Annotated in this window: 19 protein-coding genes; 11 read left to right on the top strand and 8 right to left on the bottom strand. The window is 52.5% G+C overall.

The window, feature by feature from the left end; translation table 11 throughout:
• Position 1 precedes the first annotated feature (1 nt).
• Together ABXG94_RS09805 and ABXG94_RS09800 are read right to left on the bottom strand one after the other, a co-directional pair.
• Entirely contained in the window at positions 2-2,215 is a 2,214-nt protein-coding gene (locus ABXG94_RS09805) for a TRAP transporter permease (protein WP_353533819.1), read from the bottom strand.
• A gap of 81 nt (positions 2,216-2,296) precedes the next feature.
• The gene (locus ABXG94_RS09800; RefSeq protein WP_353533818.1) at positions 2,297-3,307 is read right to left on the bottom strand and encodes a TAXI family TRAP transporter solute-binding subunit; all 1,011 of its coding nucleotides are present in this window, start codon (positions 3,305-3,307) and stop codon (positions 2,297-2,299) included.
• Positions 3,308-3,433: 126 nt separating this feature from the next.
• On the opposite strand from ABXG94_RS09800, the gene ABXG94_RS09795 reads away from it, so the two are divergent.
• A complete protein-coding gene (locus tag ABXG94_RS09795; protein WP_353533817.1) occupies positions 3,434-4,357 on the top strand; it encodes a LysR family transcriptional regulator in 924 nt (307 codons plus the stop codon).
• A 21-nt stretch (positions 4,358-4,378) separates the two neighbouring features.
• On the opposite strand, the gene ABXG94_RS09790 is transcribed toward ABXG94_RS09795, so the two are convergent.
• Both ABXG94_RS09790 and ABXG94_RS09785 read right to left on the bottom strand, forming a co-directional pair.
• A complete protein-coding gene (locus tag ABXG94_RS09790; protein WP_353533816.1) occupies positions 4,379-6,451 on the bottom strand; it encodes an FAD-binding oxidoreductase in 2,073 nt (690 codons plus the stop codon).
• 66 nt (positions 6,452-6,517) lie between these two features.
• The gene (locus ABXG94_RS09785; RefSeq protein ID WP_353533815.1) at positions 6,518-7,150 is read right to left on the bottom strand and encodes a glutathione S-transferase family protein; all 633 of its coding nucleotides are present in this window, start codon (positions 7,148-7,150) and stop codon (positions 6,518-6,520) included.
• Between the two features lie 136 nt (positions 7,151-7,286).
• Between ABXG94_RS09785 and ABXG94_RS09780 the strand changes: the two genes are divergently transcribed.
• From ABXG94_RS09780 to ABXG94_RS09765, 4 genes are all read left to right on the top strand, one after another.
• Entirely contained in the window at positions 7,287-8,147 is an 861-nt protein-coding gene (locus ABXG94_RS09780; RefSeq protein ID WP_353533814.1) for a LysR family transcriptional regulator, read from the top strand.
• Positions 8,148-8,589: 442 nt separating this feature from the next.
• On the top strand, positions 8,590-9,621 hold the full coding sequence (locus ABXG94_RS09775) for an amino acid ABC transporter substrate-binding protein (protein ID WP_353533813.1): 1,032 nt from the start codon (positions 8,590-8,592) through the stop codon (positions 9,619-9,621).
• A 69-nt stretch (positions 9,622-9,690) separates the two neighbouring features.
• The gene (locus tag ABXG94_RS09770) at positions 9,691-10,824 is read left to right on the top strand and encodes an ABC transporter permease subunit (RefSeq protein ID WP_353533812.1); all 1,134 of its coding nucleotides are present in this window, start codon (positions 9,691-9,693) and stop codon (positions 10,822-10,824) included.
• Positions 10,825-10,826: 2 nt separating this feature from the next.
• Positions 10,827-11,918: an amino acid ABC transporter permease gene (locus ABXG94_RS09765; RefSeq protein WP_353533811.1), complete on the top strand. Its 1,092-nt coding sequence runs from the start codon at positions 10,827-10,829 to the stop codon at positions 11,916-11,918.
• Positions 11,919-12,018: 100 nt separating this feature from the next.
• Here the strand turns inward: ABXG94_RS09765 and ABXG94_RS09760 are convergent, their stop codons facing one another.
• From ABXG94_RS09760 to metC, 3 genes are read right to left on the bottom strand one after another with little or no spacing between them, the layout of a single operon-like run.
• Positions 12,019-12,900, bottom strand: a complete 882-nt coding sequence (locus tag ABXG94_RS09760; RefSeq protein ID WP_502901688.1) for an MBL fold metallo-hydrolase — start codon at positions 12,898-12,900, stop codon at positions 12,019-12,021.
• Between the two features lie 14 nt (positions 12,901-12,914).
• Positions 12,915-13,553, bottom strand: a complete 639-nt coding sequence (locus ABXG94_RS09755) for a VOC family protein (RefSeq protein WP_353533810.1) — start codon at positions 13,551-13,553, stop codon at positions 12,915-12,917.
• 2 nt (positions 13,554-13,555) lie between these two features.
• Positions 13,556-14,740: a cystathionine beta-lyase gene (gene metC / locus ABXG94_RS09750; protein WP_353533809.1), complete on the bottom strand. Its 1,185-nt coding sequence runs from the start codon at positions 14,738-14,740 to the stop codon at positions 13,556-13,558.
• A gap of 101 nt (positions 14,741-14,841) precedes the next feature.
• On the opposite strand from metC, the gene ABXG94_RS09745 reads away from it, so the two are divergent.
• The gene (locus ABXG94_RS09745) at positions 14,842-17,163 is read left to right on the top strand and encodes a molybdopterin-dependent oxidoreductase (RefSeq protein WP_353533808.1); all 2,322 of its coding nucleotides are present in this window, start codon (positions 14,842-14,844) and stop codon (positions 17,161-17,163) included.
• A gap of 19 nt (positions 17,164-17,182) precedes the next feature.
• A complete protein-coding gene (locus tag ABXG94_RS09740; RefSeq protein ID WP_353533807.1) occupies positions 17,183-17,953 on the top strand; it encodes an IclR family transcriptional regulator in 771 nt (256 codons plus the stop codon).
• Between the two features lie 5 nt (positions 17,954-17,958).
• Here the strand turns inward: ABXG94_RS09740 and ABXG94_RS09735 are convergent, their stop codons facing one another.
• The gene (locus ABXG94_RS09735) at positions 17,959-18,363 is read right to left on the bottom strand and encodes a rhodanese-like domain-containing protein (RefSeq protein WP_353533806.1); all 405 of its coding nucleotides are present in this window, start codon (positions 18,361-18,363) and stop codon (positions 17,959-17,961) included.
• A 121-nt stretch (positions 18,364-18,484) separates the two neighbouring features.
• On the opposite strand from ABXG94_RS09735, the gene ABXG94_RS09730 reads away from it, so the two are divergent.
• From ABXG94_RS09730 to ABXG94_RS09715, 4 genes are read left to right on the top strand one after another with little or no spacing between them, the layout of a single operon-like run.
• On the top strand, positions 18,485-19,759 hold the full coding sequence (locus ABXG94_RS09730) for an NAD(P)/FAD-dependent oxidoreductase (RefSeq protein WP_353533805.1): 1,275 nt from the start codon (positions 18,485-18,487) through the stop codon (positions 19,757-19,759).
• 5 nt (positions 19,760-19,764) lie between these two features.
• Positions 19,765-21,852, top strand: a complete 2,088-nt coding sequence (locus ABXG94_RS09725; protein ID WP_353533804.1) for a hydantoinase/oxoprolinase family protein — start codon at positions 19,765-19,767, stop codon at positions 21,850-21,852.
• Entirely contained in the window at positions 21,849-23,495 is a 1,647-nt protein-coding gene (locus ABXG94_RS09720) for a hydantoinase B/oxoprolinase family protein (RefSeq protein WP_353533803.1), read from the top strand. The genes ABXG94_RS09725 and ABXG94_RS09720 overlap by 4 nt, the downstream gene beginning before the upstream one ends.
• 12 nt (positions 23,496-23,507) lie before the next feature.
• A complete protein-coding gene (locus ABXG94_RS09715; protein ID WP_353533802.1) occupies positions 23,508-24,260 on the top strand; it encodes an SDR family NAD(P)-dependent oxidoreductase in 753 nt (250 codons plus the stop codon).
• The last annotated feature ends 1 nt before the right edge of the window (position 24,261 follow it).

Raw genomic sequence — 24,261 nt, 5'->3', positions numbered from 1 at the left:
ATTAATTCGTAGCCTCTGCCTGGCGACGTGATAGCAATTGGGTGAAGATCACTGGGCTTGCGATTATTAGAGCGACCAAATCTGCTTGAAGTCCGGGAGCGATGAAAACGATCCCCGCGATTGCCGCAAGCACTCGATACATGGCATTCATCGGGGTCAGCCAATATCCGACCACCGCCGTAGAGAGTGCAACAACGCCAAGGATGCAGCTTGTGGCAGTATAAGTGAATTCCCAAAGGTCAAATCCAGTTGAAGAAACAATCAACAAAACCGGGGCGTAGACAAACGCCATAGGGGCCACAACCTTGCCCAGCCCAAGTGTAAATGCCGAGATGCCGGTGCGGAATGGGTTGGAATTTGCAATTGCGGCGGCGGCATAGGCCGAAGTGCAAACAGGCGGTGTAATTTCAGCAACAACACCATAATACAAGACAAACATATGGCTCGCGATTGGTGGAACCCCAAGTTGCGCGAGGGCTGGCTGAGCCACAGAAACCAGCATGATATAGAGCGCTGTGGTGGGAATCCCGGCCCCCATTAAGATGCAGGCAATTGCGATGAAAATCAGGCTGATAAACAAGGTCAGATCTTCAACGGAAAATAATTCCAACCCACCAAAGTTGACAAGGTTATAAAGATCGCCGCCCAGGTTTGACGCCCCTTGTGTCACCATAAACCCGATGCGGAAACCAACGCCCGTTGTATTTATAACGCCGACGACAATTCCAACTGCGGCAGATGCAGCGCCAACGGCTAATGCGTATTTGACGCCAGTTTCAAATGTCTCTGCCATCTCTGAAAGAGTGATCCGGTCCTGCGGGTTGAACGTGGCAATGATCGCACCCAGCACCATTGATGATGCAATCAGTGTGTCAAAACCGCCATTGCTGTATTTCCAAAGCGCAAAGGCAATAAATGCCGCGGCGTAAATCAGGGTTAGGGGTTCTTTTCGTCGGGACATGCCAGCAATGATCGACAGCGATATGCCGCAAAAGGCTGACATAAACGGGGTGTAGCCCGAGAAGAGCACGATCAATAACCCGAGCAGTGGCACGATATTCGCCCAGCCTTCACGCCAAACCGCTGCAAATTTTGGCAGCATTTCGTTGCTCAATCCCTGCAGTTTCAGACGACGCGCCATTAAATGCACAACGGTGAAAACACCAACATAATGAAGCACTGCCGGGAAGATCGCGGCGATGATGATTGTGGTGTAGGGTAGTTCAAGGAACTCAGCCATAATAAAGGCGGCAGCACCCATGATCGGAGGCGTGATTTGACCACCAGCAGATGCTGCGGCCTCCACCCCCCCTGCAAAATGACCGGGATAGCCAAGGCGTTTCATATTGGGGATGGTCAATGCGCCTGTCGAGACAGTGTTTGCAACAGAAGAGCCCGAAATCGTTCCGAAAAATGCCGATGATACAACTGAGACTTTAGCCGGACCACCTGTATAGCGACCCGCCAAAATGGTAGCGTTATCGATGAAAAGTTGACCTAGGCCAGTGCGCTGGGCAATGACGCCAAATAGGACAAAGTGGAACACGATGGTCGAGACAACCCAAAGCGTCACGCCGAAAATACCTTCTTGTGGGAAATACATCGAAGACACAAAAGTGCGAAACTTTACACCGGGGTGCTGTAGAAGACCCGGAAAGATGGGGCCAAACAGCGCATAAGACATGAACAAGCAAATGATAAGGGGTAGGACCCATCCTAGTGTGCGCCGGGCAATGTCTAGTACCAAGACGATCAAGATACAGCCAAACACCATATCGAAGTTGTTGGGGTTTCCCATACGGAACGTTTGCTCTTCGATCCCGAGAAACGGAATCCCGCGCCAAGCCAATCCCAAGTAAAGCGCAGAAGAGACACCAAGAACCATCAATAAGATGTCTAGATAAGGCACGCCACCAAGACGCATTGCGCCGGTCTTTAGATCATAAGCGGTTTTGCTTTTTGTAATTGGAAAGAAAGCATAAGTTAGCACGAATAGACCGCAAAGATGCCATCCCATGTGCCAATGATCTGGTGGAAGCGAAAAGCCCGCGGTCAAATAGTGATAAACCGCAAAAGTCAGTGCCACGGCTCGCAAAAGTTTGGCAAAGCCTGGGGCCACCTGGCGCGTCGCTGTGCCCTCGTCATATTTCTTTTCGATTTCAGCCAGCTCTTCAGCTGACAATTCACGCGAGTCTGCTTGCCCAAGGTCACTCATGGCCCACCCTTTTCAACATAGAATTTAAAGAGGGCGGCTAGACGAAGGTCTGCCGCCCAAAAGTCAAAGCAATTGCCAAACCTAGTTCAGAAGTCCCACTTCTTTATAAAACTTTTCGGCTCCTGGGTGCAGGGGAACACCCAAAGCCGCCACGCCGTCCAACGCTGTGTCTGCTGTGATTTGCTTACCTTTGGCATGGCCATTGTCCAACAATTTTCGGGTGTTGTCGTTCCACATAGCCTTGGTAATTCCATAGACCAGCTCTTCGCTCAGATCAGAGGACACGACCAACATTGCGGAAACCGCAGGAGTGTGTACGTCGTAATCTATGCCTTCATAGACACCAGCCGGAATTTTTGACGGGATGTAGGCCGGAATTATTTCATTGATCTTTTTTAGATCATCTTGCTCAAAGGAATGCAGTTCCATGCCTTTAGTAGAGGCGAGTTGCACCATTGCGGCGACGGGCCAGCCTGCCGCATAGAAATACGCATCCAGTTGTCCATCCGCGAGGCGTTCCGCGGATTGACTGTTGTTAAGCTCCGCCTCACTCATTTTGTCCCGGTTCACGCCCCAGGCATCCAGCATTTGCAAGACAGCAACTTGAGTACCAGAACCGGCCTGAGCTATGCCCACACGTTTCTCCATGAGGTCGCCGAGGTCATCAATCGATGAGCCTTTTGGCATCACAACATGTAGATCTTCTGGAAAAAGATTGGCGACGAGGCGCAGTTTGGGGTGTGGCTTTCCCTCGAATTTTCCCTCGCCAAGGTACATCGAACGCGTGACATCTGCTGCCGCTAGTCCGGCCTCCAGCTCACCGTTTTGCACCGCAGCATTGTTAAAGACCGAAGCCGTGGTTGACTGTGCAATGGCAATCAGCCCTGGCACGCCACATTGACCACCTTGGTCACAGGCGCGAGATCCCGGAGGAGACGAAATGCCGTTCGCGATGGTGCCACCGATGGGAAAGTATGTTCCGCCAGCACCGCCAGTGCCGATTCGAAAGAATGTTGGGTTCTGTGCAAACGCTGCACTTGCAAGCAAAGAGGAGGCAAGTAAAGCGCCAGCAAATTTGGTGAACTTAGTCATAAGCGATTCCCTGTTGATGTTTTCGTTTGAATTCTGTGATCCATGGCAACCAAGTGTAGCCAGAGCTTATATAATTACAAATTTTATATTCTTGCATTTTAATAAGTTTTACTTATTGATTGAGAGATGAATGTACCTCAGCTCTCTGCGTTTTGCGAAGTTATGAAGACTGGAAGCGTGTCGCAGGCGGCGCGCAATTTGGGCAGAACGCAACCAGCCATAAGCCTATCCATCAAAAGCCTAGAGGAAATTTTGGGTGTTACGCTTTTTCGACGCGAAGGACGCCAGTTGCTCCCAGTGCCAGAGGCGCAGTATCTCTTTGCGGAAGCTTCAAATATTCTTGCCAGATTAAACACCGTTAAAGGCACGATGAACAGCCTTTCGCAGGGCTTAAGTGGCGAACTAAATGTCTCGGCGATGCCGGGGCCTTCGACATATCTTTTTCCGCAGTTCATCGCTGAATCAACACGCAAAAATGAAAATATCCTTGTGTCATTATCGTCGCGGTCGACCCAACAAATTCGCGAATTGGTTGGGGCCCAGATGCTGGATTTCGGTTTTGCGGATGCCTCTGATGTTGTTGACCCAAACGCGCTTTACTCTGAAGAGGTCATTTCGGGCCAATGTCTTTGCGCTGTGCCGGCTGGCCACCCATTGGCCCGAAAATCCAAGGTTTCAATCAAAGATTTGGATGGTGCCCCTTTGGGAACGCTGCAATCGGGCCATCCGCTTCATCTGAAAACCCTAAAGGCCTTTGAGGAAAATGGTGCACAATTTCGCCAAAAGGTTGATAGTCAGATTATTCTGCCCATGATGCAATTTGTGAACGAGGGACTTTGCATTGTCATCACAGACCCCCTGTCAGCACTAACGCAGCAACAAACCCAGCCGTTAGGGTCGCGGATAACTTTTGTTCCACTGGCGGATCCGATTTTATACAACTACGCCATTTTGACGCCGCGCCACAGGCCAGTATCTCAGTTGGCCAAACGGATACTAACCGGATGGCGAGACCGGCTCGCCCTGTATTTACAAGGTCCTCAAGTGTAAGTGCTGCAGCGGGTAAGTGGCTTACAGATCAAGGACCAAGGTTTCTGATGACGCTGCTGGTACGGCACAGCAAATCAAAACCTCATCCGTATCATGCGCGGCGGTAACGGGAGCATTATAAGTCACATCCCCAGCAAGCTTTTTCGTCGCGCAATTGCCACATGTGCCGTTCCTGCAAGAAAACGCAGGGCTTAAACCTTGGGCTTCTGCGGTTGCCAAAAGGGTTTCATCACCCCGTTTCCAAGTGGTCTCCAAACCCGATTTATCAAACCTTACCCGCGCCTTTCCAGCAACGGGTTTTATCGCAGCTGCAGGTCGCGGGCCAGCGTCTTGGGCGCGGGATAGAGATGCTGGTCCAAAGGCCTCTGCAAATAGCCGGCTATCAGCCACCCCAAGCGCGCGCAGCATATCATAGATTGCTTGCATAAATGCAGGTGGCCCGCAGAGGTAAAAGTCATAGTCGTCAAGCAATAACGCCTGTTGGATCAGCCCCTTGGTTACATAACCAGAGGCATCAAAATCCACAGCTTGTTGTTCGTCTTTTCTTGGCCGGCCAATGACAGAAAGATAACGGATCTTCTCGGGTGCTAAAGCTTCGGCCTTGCGGAATTCTCCGTAAAAGGCACGTTGTTCCGTGGTTTGAGCTGCGTGGATAATTGTAAGCGGTCTTACATATCGCGTGCGCAGGCCTTCGTTCAGAACGTGGCGCGTCATCGCCATCATTGGGGTTATGCCGACACCACCCGCGATAAGCACAGCCGGTCGTTCTGCTTTGGGATCTAGGAAGAATGCGCCATTGGGGGCCTTAGCTGTGATAATGTCGCCAACCCGAAGGTTATTGTGCAGGTAATTGGAAACTGTCCCACTGGGCTCGCGCTTGACGGAAATACGATAGTTGGCGTCACCTGGCGCAGAAGAAACGGTATAAGATCGGGTCAATTCAGGGGCGTTTTCCGGGTCAACGCGCAGTGTCAGAAATTGCCCGGCTTCAAATGGCAGCAAAGGAATGTCGTCTGTAGCTGCGAATTCAAACGAACGGATCACACTGCTTTCGTCCTTTATTCCAACAACTTGCAGGCTACGCCATGCAACGCGATTTTTCTCGGCATCCATGCGCGCCTGTGATGTGGCCCAGTCATCCGCCATTAGGCTGTTCGGGGACCACTGGCCAAATTTTGCCCGAAAGGGCAGGGCGTCAGCAATGCGAATGCCGTGATCCAGAGCAAACCGCCAACCACGTTCTGCGCCTTTGAAGGCAGCAATTTCAGGGGCATCTTCCCACAACAGATCGACAGTTCCCGTCAGCATCAAAACATCGCCTGTTTGGAAGTCAGGGAAAATCAACCCAGCCTTGGGGTTCATAAGAAAATTGCCGATTGTATTGAAAAAATTGTTTCCCGAATAATCTGGAATGGTCAACGTGTTACCCTCGACTTTGACAAACCCAGCCCGGCCACCACGATGTGAAACATCTACGCCTTCAGATCGCGCGCCGTTTTCTCTTGAGATATAGCTCGATACAAAAAAAGTGTCACTTTCGCTGATGAGCGTTTGGGCGGCTGCATCGAATGTGCGGAAGTGATCAGGCTCTTCACGTGTAATTTCGGCGCGCGCTGGGCGTATGAAATTGACATCCCGGGTCTGAATATACTGTGGGCAATTACCGAAGGACTGAACGACATCTAGGTGGATCTCACCGTTATCATATCGGGCAACACGGGCATTCATACGGTTGCGGCGCCGGGTGCCCAATTCGATACCCAAAAGACCAATTGGCGCTCCGGCTTCGATCCCCTTTGAAAGCGGGTCCGCTGCCAATGGCTTTGCATTTAGGACAAGCTGACGATCTGAAGGAGAGACTATAGATCCTTCGCCTCCACTCAGAATAGAGGCCCAGGGCCAACCTTGATCATCAACACTGCCTATAACAATAAAAGGCAGCTGCTCAAAAAAGTTGCGGTGCTGCTCTGGCATGAAATCCCGAATGGCCATTTTCCCGATGGTTTCCATCCTGTCGCGCTTGCCGGCGCGCGTTTGGGCATCTTGCTCGCCCTTATGAAACGGCGAGGCGGCGGGCGAAATTTGGTCATCCATGGCGAACCTGCTTTGTCAAAGTTTATGCGCCCGGCCAGGGGATAAATATCCAGCCGGGCAACTGAATTAGGCAGTTGCTTCTGCGCGCAGACCTACCGCTGTGCTTGGCATCGCAACAAAACCTTCTAGGGCTTCGATATTTGCAAGCAAACGGCGCACATTTGGGAAGGGAGCAAGGGAAATACCACCTTCTGGCGCATGGGCTGTATAGCTATAGATCGCGATGTCCGCGATGGTCGGCGCCGCGCCAACGAGAAAGTCGCGCCCTTCCAGATGCGCCTCTAGTTTTCCCAAAACCTTAGCGGCTGTTGCGTGGGTGAAGTCGACATCTAACGGGGCTTTAAAGACATTGATCAAACGCGCCGCGGCCGGCCCAAACGCCAACTCGCCTGCTGCCAGTGTCAAAAATTTTTGCACCTCGGCCTCGGCGACAGGATCGGTTGGCATATAGGATGGGGCGTATTTGCGGGCCAAATAGATAAGAATGGCGTTGCTGTCACTTATGACAACGTTTCCGTCTTCGATCGCAGGGACCTGACCAAAGGGGTTTATGGCCAGAAAGTCATCCGCCTTATGCGCCCCCTTTGACATATCCACATTGATGACTTCGTGGTTGATGCCGGCAAGATTGGCGAACAGCACAACACGGTGCGCATGGCCGGAAAGTGGAAAACTGTGAATTCGAATGGCGTTGGACATTTAACGATCCTTTGGTTGACGGAGCCAGGATTGCTCTGGCGATAACAAAGGAATAACTTGAGATCATCACGGCTATAATATACCAAATTGTACAATCATTATGAACATATTGGCGTCAATGGATACGATCGAAGGCATGCGAACGTTTGTTGCGGTGGCAACGCAAAACTCCTTTACCAATGGGGCAAAGCAAGTTGGGATCAGTACCAAACTTGCCAGCAAATACGTTGGGCAGCTGGAAGAGCGTTTAGAGGCGCAACTTTTTCATCGCACCACCCGCAGCGTCACATTGACGGAAACTGGGGCGGCCTATTTTGACAGATGCCTGCCCCTGTTAGAGCAATTTGACGAATTGGAAGGGCTGGTACAAGAGACCCAATCCGAGCTTGCAGGTCGTATTCGCATCACCGCCCCAACTGGGTTCGGAGCGTCTCTGCTTGTGCGGGCTCTCAGGCCGTTTCAGGCGGCCCATCCCAAAGTGTCGATTGATCTGAATCTGTCAGATCATCATGTGTCGGTGATCGAAGAAGGATTTGATTTGGCGATACGGTTTGGTGAACTTAAAGACTCCAGCCTTGTTGCACGCAAACTCATGAACATGCGGGTGGTTTGCTGCGCGTCGCCAGATTACTTGGATCAACATGGGTTCCCAAACGAGCCTGCGGCCCTGGCGACCCATAATTGCCTGCTGCAAACAGTTGCCGGAAATTTCGATAATTGGGAATTCAAAGGCCTCAGCGGCGTGTACACTGTCGCAGTATCAGGCAATTTTCGTGCGAACTCTCCGCTTGCTATCGCCAATATGGCGGCGGATGGTCAGGGAATCGGGCGCGTGCCACTTTACACTGTTCAACCCTTCCTTGCCTCAAATCAGTTAAAGCTGATCTTTGAACCGCAAGAAGCCAAGGTCATTGGTCTTTATGCCGTTTATCCACCAAGTCGCCATTTGACCGCAAGAATACGCCTATTGATCGATCATTTAGCAGAACAATTTTAAGCTCCTCGCAAAGCGAGTGTTTGGTTTCGATCGGCCAAAAATGGATCCTGCTGGCCTCGTGTTCCAACTTCATATCGCGTTTTTTTTGCGTTGTGATAAGCAACGATTGCGCTTTGAAACGCGCCCCAAAACGCAAGCCCATGGTAAGGCGGGGTTCTGCAAAGCTTATCACGGTTTCGCTATTGTCCCTCGCCGGAAACTACTGGCCGTCGATTATGTTTGTTTGACGGCGCGATAAGTTGCGATTGCTGAATTCACTTGTTCCAACTGGCTGCCAGTCAATCTGCCCGGCGCACCAATCTTGCCCAAAATTCATGCGGATTCCCTTAATTTTCAACAGAAAAACCTTTGGCCGGTAAAAACTATTGACACAAGAAGCGCATAGCAGCATTCTTAATAGCGATACAAACGTTTCATATAACAGCACAACAGGGGAAGCCAAATGAAATACCTTGGACTTGTAGGCGCGCTAGCTGCTCTTAGTTTAACAGCACCAAACATGGTGGCAGCGAAAAGTGCGACCGTGCAGCAAATTGAAGATCGTGGAACCATGCTTTGTTCCGGCCACAACGGCAGCTATTTTGGATTTGTTGAAGTAAACGACAAAAACGAGTGGAAGGGTTTGGACATTGACATGTGCCGCGCGCTGACCACCGCCATTTTGGGCGATCCAAGCAAAGCCCAGATCGTGCCGCTGAGTTGGGCTCAACGCTTCCCGGCGCTGCAATCTGGTGATGTTGATGTGATCATCAAGGCAACCGGTTGGACCATGGGCCGCGACACTGAACTGGGTCTGCAGTTCTCTCTGCCTTACTTCTTTGGCGGCGCACAGTTTATGGCGCACGGCGATCTGGGCATCACGGATGCAAAAGATCTGGCAGGCGGCACAGTATGCGTCGAAGCCGGTACTACGATCGAACGTATTTCAGCGAACTACCTGAAGTCCATCGATACCGATGTGACTGTGGTTTCATACGAAAAAGCCTCTGAACTGCGTGCCGCGTATCTTGCAAATCGCTGTGATGCATTTGCCGCTTGGGGCCCATTCCTTGCCGTCCTTCGTGCCACAGAGATGGATAATCCCAACGCCCATACCATCCTGAACGATCAGCTTTCCTCCGAGCCGATTGCTGCAGCGATGCGTCAGGGCGATGAAGAGTTCGTTGACGTCGTTAACTGGATGTTGGCTTCTCTTTTGATTGCAGAAGAAGAGGGCATCACTTCGGCGAATGTCCACGAAATGGCGGCAAACCCACCAAACCCAAAAGTTGCACGTCTGCTGGGCGTTGACCCAGGCATGGGTGAACGTCTTGGCCTGCGTGATACATGGGCGCGTGAAATGATTGCTGCAGTGGGCAACTATGCAGAGATCTACCACCGCAATATCGGCGAAAATAGCCCATATAACCTCGAGCGCGGTCTGAACAATCTCTGGAGCCATGGCGGCGTGCTTTACGCTCCACAACTAGACTAATTGATCCTTCCAACATGCACTGGTCACCCCTTACCATTGGGGTGACCTCATTTCTTTACGGAGGAAACCATGTCTGCAGCGGAATTGCGCGCCCGCGCGCGTCGACGTCGGCTTATTATCCAATCCCTTATAATACTTGGCACTGTGGTCTTCATTTGGACAACGATTTCAAGTGCACGCACCAATTTGGCGGCGCTTGGCATTACAAGTGGCTACGGTTTTCTGGAACGCTCAACAGGCTGGGCATATTCCTTTTCTTTGATCGATCGCAACATTGACGACACCTATGCGCGTACGCTGACAATCGGCTTTATGAACTCGTTGTTTTTGGGCGGCATTTGTATTGTGCTCTCGACCATTCTGGGTTTTTTGATCGGGACGATGCGCGACATGAAAAACTTGGCGCTTGTTTCTGCGGCTTCGGTATTTGTGCAGACATTCCGAAATATTCCGCTCATCTTGCAACTGGTTTTTTGGTACGCAATTTGCATTCACATGCCGGGGCCGCGTCAGGCGCTAAGCTTGGGAGATTCAGTCTTTCTCTCCAACCGCGGCATGATGATCCCGACGTTGAACGTCGATGTCCAATATGGCGTCTGGATTGCGCTGGCCTCCATCCTTTTGCTGGTGATGCTCTTCCTGCGGAAGGTCAAGCTTGGCAAGCTGTTTGCCATTTGGGCCGGCGGCACGCTAGCCATGATTGTGCTGGCGGCGTTGATTTTGGTTCCTGCCGGCGAGGCGGCGGTTTCGACACCAGAGCTGAAAGGTCTGCGCTTTGTCGGCGGTCTGACTGTTTCAATTGAATTTGTGGCAATGATCATTTCCATCGTGCTCTACGGGTCTGCCTATATCGCCGAAGTTGTGCGCGGGGGACTTAAACAGGTTCCCACGGGTTTGATCGAAGCCGGGCAGGCGGTCGGGTTGAGTTCCGGGCAAATCTGGAGCCGTATCAAGATGCCAATGGCGCTCAGAACAGTTATCCCCCCCCTGGGAAATCAGTGGATATTCATCATGAAAGCCACAACGATTGGCGTCGCAATCGGCTTCTCTGATCTGTTTTACATTGTATCCACATCCATCACGCAGTCGGGTCAAACTCTTGAATTGATCGCGATTTTGATGGGGGCTTTCCTCTTGGTTAACTTCTCTATTGCGCAATTCGTCAACTGGCTGAATGCGCGTATGCAACTAAAGGCGCATTGATCATGACGATGGCAGTTACATCCTCCCCAAGTTCTCCTGGTAGAATGGAAAAATTCGTCGCCAAATTGCGGAAACGCGCCTTTGGTTCGATCCAAGATAGCCTGATTTCTGCGTTTGTCTTTGGTGTACTGGCTTATATCGCTTGGCTTGCCTTGGACTGGGCCGTCTTGACAGCGGTCTGGCGGGCCGAAGACGTCGCCAATTGCGGCCATGACAGTGGCGCGTGTTGGTCAGTTATCGCAGCCCGCCACCGTCTCATCCTCTTTGGCCTTTATCCGTTTGATGAACATTGGCGCTCGACATTAGCGTGCATTGCAATCATCGGCACCGTTATTGCCTCTTGTTTTCCATGGACCTGGACGGGCAAACGATTGTCCATCCTGTGGATTTTGGGCTTTGCTGCGTACTATCTCTTGATGGATGGGTCGCTTTTAGGCCTGACCCAGATTACAACAGACCAATGGGGCGGGCTGTCTTTGACCCTCTTTCTGTTCGCCTCGGTCGTTCTGTTGGGCATGCCAATGGGGCTAGGCCTTGCGTTGATGCGCCGGTCAGAAATGCCCGTGGTGCGCAGTTTCGCGTCGCTTGTCATCGATTTCATCAGATCTTTGCCGCTTTTGACAACCCTGTTCACAGCGGCGGTTGTGGTGCCAATCTTGCTGCCAGACTGGTTGCAAGGCGACAAGATCTGGCGTGTCATCATCGCCTTTGCGTTGTTCTTTGCCTGCTATCAAGCTGAAGTGTTCCGCGGCGGATTTCAGGCGATCCCGAAGGGGCAATTCGAAGCTGGCCGAGCGCTCGGTTTGTCCTATCTAAACATTCTGTCAAAGATTGTTTTGCCGCAAGTATTCCGACATGCATTGCCGGCAACAATCAACATGGTTGTTGTGACATTCAAAGAGACTGCGATTGTGATCATCATCGGTTTCTTTGATATCTTAGCTTCAGCCAACGCTGCCTTTGGTACAGCTGAATGGGCTCCGTACTTCATCGAAGTTTATGTATTTGTGGCCCTAATCTATTGGGCTTTCATCTTCTCGTTGGGGCAATACGGTGAGTATCTTAAAGGACGTATGAGCGTTTCTGCCCGCTAAAAAAATGGTCAGAGCCCTTTGCTCTGATCACTGCTCCAATAAAAAGCCCGGACCAGATTTTTCTTGTCCGGGCTTTTTGTTTATGGAAATCGGATAATTCTTATAGTTTGTTGATCGGAACTTTCAAAACCATATTGCCATCGGTGTCCTTTGGAACCTCACCCGCTCGCATATTCACCTGCAGCGAAGGGATGATGAGCTTTGGTACCGCCAATTGCGCATCTCTGGTTTCACGCATCGCAATAAAGTGTTCGCGGCTTGTTCCTTTTCCAACATGAATATTGTCAGACCGCTGCGCCCCGATGGTGGTTTCCCAAGCAATGGCACGACCGTTTGGCCCGTAATCATGGCAAACAAACAACCGCATCTCTTCGGGCAATGCGAGAACGCGCGCTATGGAATCGTAAAGTTCGCCCGCGTCTCCGCCGGGGAAATCAGCACGGGCTGACCCTCCGTCGGGCATGAACAATGTATCACCCGCAAATGCGGCATTCCCCATCAAATGCACCATACAGGCAGGCGTGTGGCCGGGCGTGTGTAGCGCCACACAACAAAGAGAACCAACCTGATAGGTGTCACCATCCTTGAAAAGTTGGTCAAACTGCCTCCCGTCACGGGCAAATTCAGTGCCTTCGTTAAAGATTTTCCCGAAGGTATCCTGAACCGTCAGAATATGTTCACCAATACCAATCTTGCCGCCCAGTTTTTCCTGAATATAGGGGGCGGCAGACAGGTGATCTGCGTGCACATGCGTTTCGATGATCCAAGCCAAATCAAGACCACGGGCGGTTATTTCAGAGATAATCGCATCCGCAGTCTCATAGCTCAATCGCCCGGCCGCATAGTCAAACTGCATAACAGTATCGATGATGGCACAGGCGTTGCTGGCGGGATCTATGACAAGGTAGCTGATCGTATTTGACTGATCGTCAAAGAAAGCTTTCACGTCGGGTAGTTTTTCAAGTTGAAGCGTTGGTTGCACAGCGATTGCCCCTGCTAATCTAAGACCACATCACCGCATGGCGTTTGCAATGAGAAAGAAAGTGCTGCGGCACCTGCACTGACCTCTGCGAGGTGGCTCACCTGAAGCGCTTCCAAAATATTGCTAAGCGTTTCTGGCTCTGGATGCTGCAACTGAACTTTTGACAACTTCACGCCCAAATCCTGTTGGCCCGTGCTGGGGTGCGGTCCGGGTGACCACTCGATAAATGCTGGCAACAGGCCACCCATTGGCAGGCTTCCGTCTTTTGGGACAGTTAAACGCCAGGACCGGTCGCCGCGTGTAAACAATACCACTTCGCCCAAATCAACGGGGCTCGCGGCGATCACAGCATCCAAATCGTCGGTCCCGACCACCCAGCACAGGGCGCGTGGGCGCTGTTTCAGACGGTCTTTTGTGGCTTGCTCGTCCATGCTGAACCAACGGGCGCGACCGGGATCAGCCGGTGCCTCAGGATCAATGGCAAGCAACTCGAAAAAACTTTCGTTGCCGGACTGCATGACGCAATTGTGCGTGCTCATTGCGTCATGTTTGCCGCCGCGTGGCACGGTCACGCCCAAAACGCTTTCCATCGCCAGGACACCTTGGTCCAATGAATCCGCTCCAATGGCGAAATGGTCGATCTTATTTTGCATGGTTACTCCGGTGCAATATTCAAAAGTGGCAAGGCCTTTGACAGGTCAGCTTTCAGGCTGTCCAATTCTTCAAAGCCAATGTTAAACCGGACAAGCTGTCCGTCTTCGTCCCAAGTGCCGGCATTGCGCTGCGGCGTGACAGGCAGAACAAGGCTCTCGTAACCACCCCAGCTGACGCCAATGCCAAACAGTTGCAACGCGTCGACAAAGGACCGAATTTGGCTTTTGTCACAGGGGTGAAAAACCACGCTGAACAAGCCTGCAGATCCCGTGAAATCCCGCTTCCAAAACGCGTGCCCTGGGCAGCTTTCGAACGCAGGATGCAGAATGCGTTTCACCTGGGGTTGTTGCCCCAGCCATTGCGCCATGTCGCGCCCAGCTTGATCAACATGAAGCATACGCATTTTCAAGGTACGTAGGCCGCGCAGGGCAAGAAACACTTCCTGCGCGCCGGTCTTGTCACCAACCGCAAATAGAGTCTTTCGAATGTCTTCAAAGTACTTTGCATTGCAGGCGATCATACCCAGCATGCAATCCGAATGACCGCTTAGATATTTTGACATCGACGCGACAACGACATCGGCACCCAAGGTGAGTGCATTGCAAAACACCGGTGTGGCCCATGTGCCGTCAAGGATCGCAGGAATATTGGCCGCACGCGCAACGCCTGAAATAGCCCGGATATCCGGCATTTCAAATGTTCCAGATCCGGGGGCTTCAAACATGATTGCACAGGTATTGTCGCGGATAAGCTTGCTAAGGTCTGCGCCAATCATTGGGTCAAAATATTCTGTTTCAACGCCAATCTGGCGCAACACGCCATCGCAAAAATTTCGGGTATTGCCATAAACATGGTCAGCAACCAACAGATGCTTGCCAGGCTGCGCGAAGGTGAGCAGCGTTATGGTAATGGCCGCCACACCAGAGGATGTCAGCGAAACGCCGTCGGCTTGCTCTAATTCGGCCAGCATATGTTCCAGCTGAAACGTGGCCTCGTTGCCATATCGTCCATAATACTGAGTGCCGTTTTCATAGCGCGCATCACGCGCTGCTTCGAAAGCATCCAGAGTATCAAAAACAATCGTCGAGCCAAGTTCCAACGGAAGGTTGACGTGTCGACCGTCTTTTCGGGCAGGGCGGCCCATGTGTACAAGCGTATCTGATAGGTTCTGTGAAGAATGCGGCATATCTTTCTCGCATCAAGTGTTTTTCAGAGGATGACAGTCCGAAAGACATGTGTCAACATATGGTATATACGTTTTATATAACGGCACAAAAAGGGAAGCGCGTGACTAAGAGCGTTACAAAGTTGACGGCCAGCCATTGGGGTGTGGGCGTCGCAACCGTAGAGAAAGACACATTGATTTCGGTTGAGGGGCACCCAAGGGACCCCGCGGCCTCGGAAATCAATGCAAATATTGCCAGCAGCCTAAATGGGGCCGCGCGCATCTTGCGCCCTGCGATTCGCAAAAGCTGGCTCGAGGGTGACACCAAAGCAGTGGCGCGAGGCCGCGATCAATTCGTCGAAGTCAGCTGGGACGCCGCGTTGCAGCACATCGCCAGTGATCTGACGCGCGTGCGCAATTCTTATGGCAATAAATCAATTTTTGGTGGCTCCTACGGATGGTCCAGTGCCGGTCGTTTTCATCATGCACAAAGCCAGCTGAAACGATTCCTCAACACGCAGGGCGGATTTGTGCGGTCCGAGGGCAATTATAGTTATAACGCAGCACTTGGTCTGCTGCCTCACATTGTGGGTCCATATCGGCAGCACGTGGCACAGGCGACGCGTTGGACCGTAATTGCAGAACACAGCGAGCTTGTTGTGATGTTTGGCGGTATGGCAGAGCGTAACACCCAGGTCAGCGACGGTGGCGTCGCGCGCCATCGTATGAAAGGCAATTTGGCGGCCTGCGCCAAGGCCGGTGTCGATTTTGTAAATATCAGCCCAATGCGCAGCGACGCAGCGGACATACTAAAGGCCAAATGGCTGCCTGCAAAACCTGGGTCAGACACCGCCTTGATGATGGGCTGCGCACACACGTTGTTGACCGAAGGACTGCACAATAAAGAATTTATGGAATGGTATACCGTTGGCTTTGAGAAAATCGAAACCTACTTGCTGGGCGCGGAAGACGGCATCGTTAAGTCAGCCGAGTGGGCCGCTCAAGAAACCGGCATCAGCGCACAGGAAATTCGCACGCTTGCACGACGAATGGCGTCTTCGCGCACAATGATTAGCGTGGCCGCAGGCGTGCAGCGGGCCGACTTTGGTGAACAGCCGCTTTGGATGGCAATTACATTGGCCTCGATGCTTGGGCAAATCGGCCTGCCCGGAGGTGGCTATGTGATCGGCTACGGCGTAAACGCCAACATCGGCAACATTGAACGACCCTTTAGGTGGGGGGCACTGTCCCAAGGCAAGAACCCGATTACCGAGTTTATTCCCGTTGCGATGATCGCCGAAATGCTGACCAAGCCAAATCAGCCCTTCAAATACCAGGGTCAGACACACACTTTCCCGGATATCAAACTGTTATGGTGGGCGGGGGGAAACCCATTTCACCATCACCAAGATCTGAACCATTTACATCACGCATTCCAGTCACCGCAGACGGTGATTGTGAACGAATTGAACTGGACCGCTACGGCGCGCCATGCGGATATTGTTTTGCCGATTGCGGCTGCGCAAGAACGCACAGATTTCGGCGCTGGCAAATCCGACAACGCTTTGGTGCCAATGCCGCGCCTGGTATCGCCAAGGGGCGAGGCGCGCGTAGAATACGACATATATGCCGAATTGGCCGAGATGCTGGGCAACGGCAAAGACTTTACCGCTGGCAAATCAGCAGAGGACTGGTTGCAGGCGTTATGGGCAACCACCCAAGACCGGGCAGCCGAAGTAAACGTCACACTGCCAAATTGGCAGGATTTCATCAGTGGCGACGTTCTTGATGTGCCAGACCCAAGCCCCGATCAGGTGTTCTTGGCCGATTTTCGGGCGGATCCTGTGGTAAACGCCTTACCCACACCAAGCGGTAAGATAGAGCTATATTCAGACAAGATTGCTGGCTTTGACCTGACTGATTGCAAAGGTCATGCGACATGGTTCCCACCTCGCGACATCGCCTTGGGTCTCAAGCAGAAATTCCCACTATATCTGATCTCAGGCCAGCCCAAGACCCGCCTGCATAGTCAGTTAGACAACGGCGATTATAGCGTTAGTCACAAAATTCAGGGGCGCGAACCTGTGCTGATAAACCCCGCTGATGCGGCTCTTCGCGGGTTATTGGATGGCGATATCGTCGAGATATTTAATGACCGCGGTCGTTGTCTGGCGGGGGCTGTGCTTTCAGACGAAGTTGCGGTGGGAAATGTATTTTTGTGGACTGGGGCGTGGTTTGACCCCGATTTTTCGGCCCCTCAGGCCAGAGACAGGCACGGCAATCCAAATGTGCTGACCCATGATGGGCGCACATCGTCCCTTACGCAAAGTCCAGCGTCCCATTCTGCACTGGTTGATGTGCGAAAATTCATCGGCGAACCACCTGATGTGCAGGTTCACAACCCACCTGCCTTTTATCAGCAAAAAAATACTGCTAAACGGTAAAAAATTGGATGAGTAGACAATGACTGACCAAGTGAAAAAAGAGCCCAAAGTTGACTCAACGCTGTCAAAAGGACTGTCTATTCTAGAAAATCTTGCCGCCGCCCAAAAAGGCAAAGGCGTTACCGAGCTTTCCAAAGAACTTGGTCTTACGAAATCCAATACTTTTCGACTTTTGCAAACTTTGACTACGCTTGGCTACGTAAAGCATGGCGAAGACAAATCCTATGCGGCCACCCTGAAAACCTGGCAAGTAGGTCGTTCGTCGGTCGAGAATCTTAACCTAAGAGAACTCGCTGCCCCTGAGCTGACATTCCTGTCACAGGAAACCGGCGAGGCGATCTATCTAGCGGTGCAGGAAAATCTATCGGTGATCTACATTGATAAAGTAGACAGCCAAAAACCGATCCGGTCTTGGAATGCTATTGGTGGCAGCGCACCCTTGCATTGTGTGGGCACAGGCAAGGCCATTCTTGCGGCAAACTATGACCGGATTCGTGACCAGATCTCTGGTTCGCTTGACCGATTTACGGATCGAACCCTGACCTCACTTGATGCGCTGGATCGCGATATAGAAGCCACGAAATCCCGTGGTTTTGCCTATGACACCGGCGAGTTTCGAAACCGCATCTTAAGTTTTGGGGCTGCCATTACCCTACCTAGCGGCGAAACTGTTGGGGCGTTGGGCATCTCATTGCCTGATATTAGCCTGCCTGAAAATGGGGCAGAGCGTTACGGGGCTTTGGTTGCGCATGCGGCTCGCAGCGTGTCTTCCAAATTGAGCCGCATCTAGACGCCTTAAGACTTTTGTTCGGGCATCTCGACGGGGCCGCCTTGTTTCACCCAATCTGAAAATCCGCTTTTCAAATGGGCGGCTTCAAAACCCATGTCTTGCAACGTGGCTGTTGTGATGGCTGAACGCCATCCCGAAGCGCAATGGAATACAAATTTCTTGCCTTCTTGGGCAAAGATATCTTTGAAATATGGGCTGTCTGGATCGACCCAGAATTCGATCATGCCACGGGGCGCATGAAAGCTGCCGGGAATAAACCCGCTTCTTTGCCGCTCGCGAATGTCGCGCAGGTCAACCACAACCACATCTGGCGAGTCCAACTGCGCGATTAAGTCAGCGGTTTCAACCTCTTCTATGCGCTCTCGCGCATCGTTGACCATTTGTGAAGAAGACATTTTGAGCTTCGACATATTATTGCTCCTGTGTTGATATATAGAACGCTTATTTCGGATATTGACACAACTATCTGGATCGTGCAACCTTTCAGCACGTCTTGTGCAATTCAAACTTGATGACCGGAGATTCTTAAATATGACAGGCAAGTCTGCAATTTCGCTTTGGGATGCTTCGGCACTTGAGCGAGACATTCGCGCCCCCCTGGCGGTTGATGCCGTAGTTGACGTTGCGATTGTCGGAGGCGGCTATACGGGTTTGTCTTCTGCATTACACTGTGCCGAAAAAGGCCTGTCGACCTATGTTCTTGAAAGCCAGCAAATTGGCTTTGGCGGATCTGGTCGCAATTGCGGATTTGTGAACGCCGCCTTGTGGCTGCCACCACAGCAGGTCCGCGAGAAACTGGGCGAAGTTTATGGACCGCGCTTCATCAAGCGTTTTGGGCTGGGGCCGGAAGTCGTCTACTCTCTCGTCGAGAAACACCAGATGCAATGTGAGGCAGCGCGCGTTGGCACCATTCATGCCGCGCATTCGCCCGCAGGGTTCAAAGAGCTGCAAGACCGCCACAACGAGTGGCAACGGTTAGGCGAGCCCGTTGATTTACTCAGCCGCGAACAAGTTTCCGAACTGATTGGCACCACATCGTTTTTTGGCGGGTTGGTCGATCAGCGTGCGGGAATGATCAATCCGATGGGCTATTGCCGCGGCCTCGCGCGAGCTGCGATAGGCGCCGGTGCGAAAATCAGCACCGGCGTCACAGCAACCAAACTGCGCAAGGACGGCGCGCTTTGGAAGGTCGATACAGATCAGGGGACTGTCACCGCAAAATCCGTGATTTTGGGCACCAATGCCTATACTGACACTCTTTGGCCGAAGCTGAACCGCGTCTTCACCAAAATCCACTACTTCCAGCTTGCCACCAAACCACTTGGCCCAGAGGCCGCACATATATTCCCCCAACGGCAGGGGCTTTGGGACACCGGTTCCATAATGTTTAACCTGCGTCGTGATGCATATGATCGGTTGATCATTGGCAGCATGGGCAAGGTGTTTGGCGATCCATATTCAGGGCTGTCACAGCGCTGGGCACGCAAACAGCTTGCGCGTATCTTTCCAACATTGGGACCGGTCGAGTTTGAAGAAGCCTGGCATGGCCAAATCGCCATGACACCGGATCACCTGCCGCGAATCTATGAGCTGGAAGACAACCTGTTTACTGCCATTGGCTATAATGGACGCGGCATCACCACTGGCACGCTGTTTGGCCAAACCATGTCAGACCTTCTGACCGGTATGGATCGCACAGACCTGCCGCTGCCAATCACAGCCTTATCCACGGTCCCAACAGCGCCGATCATGTCGCGCGTGTATCAGACCGCCTTTACCGCAAATCAAATCCTCAAGAGCATCTGAAGATCATGACAACATCAATGAACCGTATTGGCGTAGATATCGGAGGTACATTTACCGACGTTGCGCTGCAATACTCTGGTGGGCTTTCAACCTGCAAAGTGTTGACGAACTACAGCCACCCAGAGCAAGCCATTTTGGACGGCATTAAGCTGGCGGCTGAAAAGGCGGGCATCGCCCTGAATGATATTGGTCAAGTTATCCATGGGACAACGCTTGTCACCAATGCGCTGATCGAACGTCGCGGCGCAAAATTGGCCTTTATCACCACCGAAGGCTTTCGCGATGTGATCGAAATGCGCTCAGAGAACCGCTTTGAGCAATATGACCTGAACCTGTCGCTCCCCAAACCGATGGTGCCTCGCCAAGATCGTCTGACGTTGAACGAACGCATGGGGCCAAACGGCGAGGTTTTGTTGCCGCTAGATCCTGCCGAAGTCGACGAAATGGTACAAACCGTGCTCGCTGGCGACTATGAAGCCGTCGCTATCGGGTTGATGCATTCCTATGCCAACAACGCGCACGAAGTTCAGATGGCAGAGGCACTTCGGGCTGCGGCTCCGGAATTGTCGATTTCGATTTCGTCGGTGATTTCACCACAAATGCGGGAATTGCCGCGGTTCAATACCGTGATTGCAAACGCCTATGTTCAGCCGCAGGTCGCTGACTACCTTGGCCGTCTGGTGGCACGCTTGACCGAAGAAGGGCTGGATGCACCAGTCTTTATGTTGCATTCAGGCGGTGGCTTGATTTCAGTTGAAACCGCTGCGGAACAGCCGGTGCGCTTGCTTGAATCCGGCCCCGCTGGCGGGGCGATTTTTGCCGCAGATTTCGCCAGAGCACATGGTCTGAATTCAGTGCTTTCCTTTGACATGGGCGGCACAACTGCAAAAATTTGCCTTATTGAAGACGGCGCGCCCAAAACCGCTAATACCTTCGAAGTGGCCCGTACCTATCGTTTCAAAAAAGGCTCCGGAATGACCGTGTCCACGCCGGTGGTTGAAATGGTTGAAATTGGGGCCGGGGGCGGCTCAATTGCTTCCATCGACTCTTTAGGCCGCATTCAGGTTGGACCCAGATCAGCCGCATCCGAGCCCGGACCCGCCTGCTATCAAAAGGGTGGTACAGAACCCACGGTAACAGATGCAAATCTGCTGCTTGGTCGTCTGGACCCCGACAACTTTGCTGGCGGGGCCATTCCGCTTTCAGCGGCAAATTCCGACAGCGCCATTGCGGCGAAACTTGCTGATGAACTTGGCACAAGCACCGAAGATGCGGCCTTTGGCGTGACCGAAATGGTCGATGAAAATATGGCAAATGCCGCACGGGTCCATACTGTGGAAAACGGGCGTGATATCGAACATTTCACCATGATCGGCTTTGGCGGCGGTGCCCCATTACACGCCTGTCGGCTGTGCGAAAAACTTGGGATCGACGATCTGCTCATCCCGCCCGGTGCCGGGGTTGGCTCTGCCATCGGTTTTCTGAAAGCTCCATTCAGCTATGAGGCCACCCGCGGCCTGTTTCAGCACTTGCACCAATTTGACGCCCAAGCTGTCAATGCAGCATTGCAGGAACTCGAAAACGAAGCGCGCCTGTTTGTCGAAGCAGGGGCCAAAGACGCGCCTAAAACCTCGCGGCTCACCGCCTTTATGCGCTACTCTGGCCAAGGCTGGGAAATCCCGGTTTCTCTGCCTTACAAAGAGTTCGCAGATGCAGACAAAGCAGAGATCCTGGTGGCATTTGAAGCCGCATATCAAACGCTCTTTGGACGCATTATTGATGGCCTGCCTATCGAAATCACGAATTGGTCACTGGTGGTTGCTTCGGTACTGCCCGACGTTGATCGTGTGACGCCTCACGGGGCAGGCAAACCCGCCGAGGAACTGCGCAGCCGTTCGTTTTATGACGCGGCCCAACGGAAACAGGTCACCGCTCGCGAAATCGCCCGCTCTGCCATGACGCCAGGAGCTGTGGCCGAAGGCCCCGCGGTCATTGTTGAAAATGAAACAACCACCATTGTGACCTCGGCTTATCGGGCCATTGGTCAGGGCGACGGAAGTTTGCTTTTGCGCCGTAAAGGAGACACAGCATGAGCCCTACAGCAATTGACTTTCAGGTCATGTGGAACCGCCTTATTGCAGTGGTCGAAGAACAAGCGACTACCCTTATTCGCACGGCCTTTTCCACATCGGTGCGCGAAGCAGGCGATCTGTCAGCGGGCCTGTTTGACCGCCAAGGGCGCATGCTTGCCCAAGCGGTTACCGGAACACCAGGCCATGTAAATGCGATGGCTGAAAGCGTGACTCATTTTGTGCGCGAAATCGGCCTTCAGAACACTTACGAAGGCGACGTTTTTATCACCAATGACCCATGGCTTGGCACCGGGCATTTGCACGATATCACCGTGGTTTCGCCAACATTCCGCGACGGTGTCCATATCGGGTTCTTTGCTTGCACAGCGCATGTTGTTGATATCGGCGGTCGCGGTTTTGGCCCGGATGGGAACGAAGTTTATGAAGAGGGGCTTTTGATCCCCATCATGAAGTTTGCCGAGCGTGGCACCGTTGCGCAGCATCTAATCAGCATTGTGCGTGCCAATGTACGCGAACCGGATCAAGTGGTCGGGGATCTGTATTCCTTAGCCGCTTGCAACGAAGCGGGCGATCGTCGGCTGCAAACCATGATGGGCGAATTTGGCATTGCTGACCTCGAAGGTCTGTCTGAATTTATCATCGAAACAAGCCGCAAAGCCACCCACGAGGCGATTGCTAAAGTGCCTGACGGCAGTTTCCAGCACAGCATGCAGGTTGATGGTTATGACGCTCCAGTGCAAATGGTGGTCAGTCTCGATATTTCAGGCGACAAAATCAAAGCAGATTTTGATGGCACCTCTGGCATGAGCCGTTTTGGCGTCAACGTGCCCGAAGTCTATACCCGCGCTTATGCGTGTTATGGTCTGAAATGTGCAATCGCGCCTCAGGTGCCCAACAACACTGGCTCGCTTGAGCCCTTTGAAATCACCGCGCCCGAAGGCTGTATCCTAGCCGCCAAGCGACCTGCGCCCGTGTCGGTGCGCCACGTCCTTGGGCATCTCGTTCCTGATGTTGTGTTGGGCGCGTTGCACCAAGCTTTGCCCAATACCGTACCAGCAGAAGGCGCAAGCGCCCTTTGGAACATCCAGATCTCCGCACGGGCAAGCGATCCAGACAGCAATTTGCCCAACAAAGAAGTGCTGATGTTCAATTCGGGTGGCACAGGCGCCCGTCCAGCATTGGATGGTCTGTCAGCAACAGCCTTTCCATCAGGCGTGTCAACCATGAGCGTTGAAGCCACTGAACATGTTGGCCCGATCACCATTTGGCGCAAAGACCTGCGCGAAGGCTCGGGTGGCGCTGGCGCATTGCGCGGAGGGCTCGGTCAGATGATCGAAATCGAGCCGCGTGACGGCTATGACATCTATTTCAACGCTATGTTTGATCGTGTCGAAAACCCGGCACGGGGCCGCGATGGCGGCGGGCCAGGGGCCAAAGGCAACGTCGAATTGGCCGACGGCACCAAACTGCGGAGCAAAGGCCGGCAATTGGTGAAATCAGGCCAGCGTCTCAAACTCAGTTTGCCCGGCGGCGGCGGTTACGGCGATCCAAGGGCGCGCGAAACCGCCCGCATTGCCGACGATCTCGCGGCCGGATTGATCACAAAAGAACAAGCAAAATCTGACTACGGTTTTGAAGAATAATAGGAAAAGATGATGAACGATAAACCAATTGCACTTGTAACGGGCGCTGCCCAGGGCATTGGCTACGCTTGTGCCGAAGCCCTTGCCGAAGACGGCTATCGCGTGGTGCTTTCTGATATCAACGAAGCAGGGGCTAAAGCCGCAGCCGAAAAACTCGGTGCAGACGCCATCGGTCTGAAATGTGATATGGGTGATATCACTGAAATCAATGCTGTCATCGATCATATCGAAGCTGATATTGGTCCGATTTCGGCCCTTGTGAATAATGCAGGCATTGCCAAGCCGGGCGACTTTCTTTCCTATGATCTGGACGCCTTTGAGAGCGTGTTAAATGTGAATCTGCGCGGCGTATTTATCGCCATGCAGCGCGTCGCAAATACGATGTTGGCCAAAGGCATCGAGGGGGCAATTGTCAATATGTCCTCGATCAATGCCCAGGTCGCTATACCTTCAATCCCGGCTTATTGCGCCTCCAAAGGCGGGGTGAACCAACTGACAAAGGCTGCAGCGCTTTCCTTGGCCAAACACAATATCCGTGTGAACGCTGTAGGCCCTGGTTCCATCGACACCGAAATGATGGCGGGGGTGAACGCAAACCCAGACGCCATGAAAATGGTGATGTCTCGCACACCGTTGCAACGGGTCGGCGGCGCACGTGAAATTGGCGACGTTGTGGCCTTCTTATGCTCCCAAAAATCAAGCTACATCACTGGCGAAACCATCTATGTCGACGGCGGACGTCTCGGCATGAACTATACCTGTTAAG

The sequence above is a fragment of the Cognatishimia sp. WU-CL00825 genome (assembly GCF_040364665.1).
Lineage (GTDB): Bacteria > Pseudomonadota > Alphaproteobacteria > Rhodobacterales > Rhodobacteraceae > Cognatishimia.
Note: the sequence above shows the minus strand (reverse complement) of the source record. Positions and strands in the feature narration are given on the sequence as shown.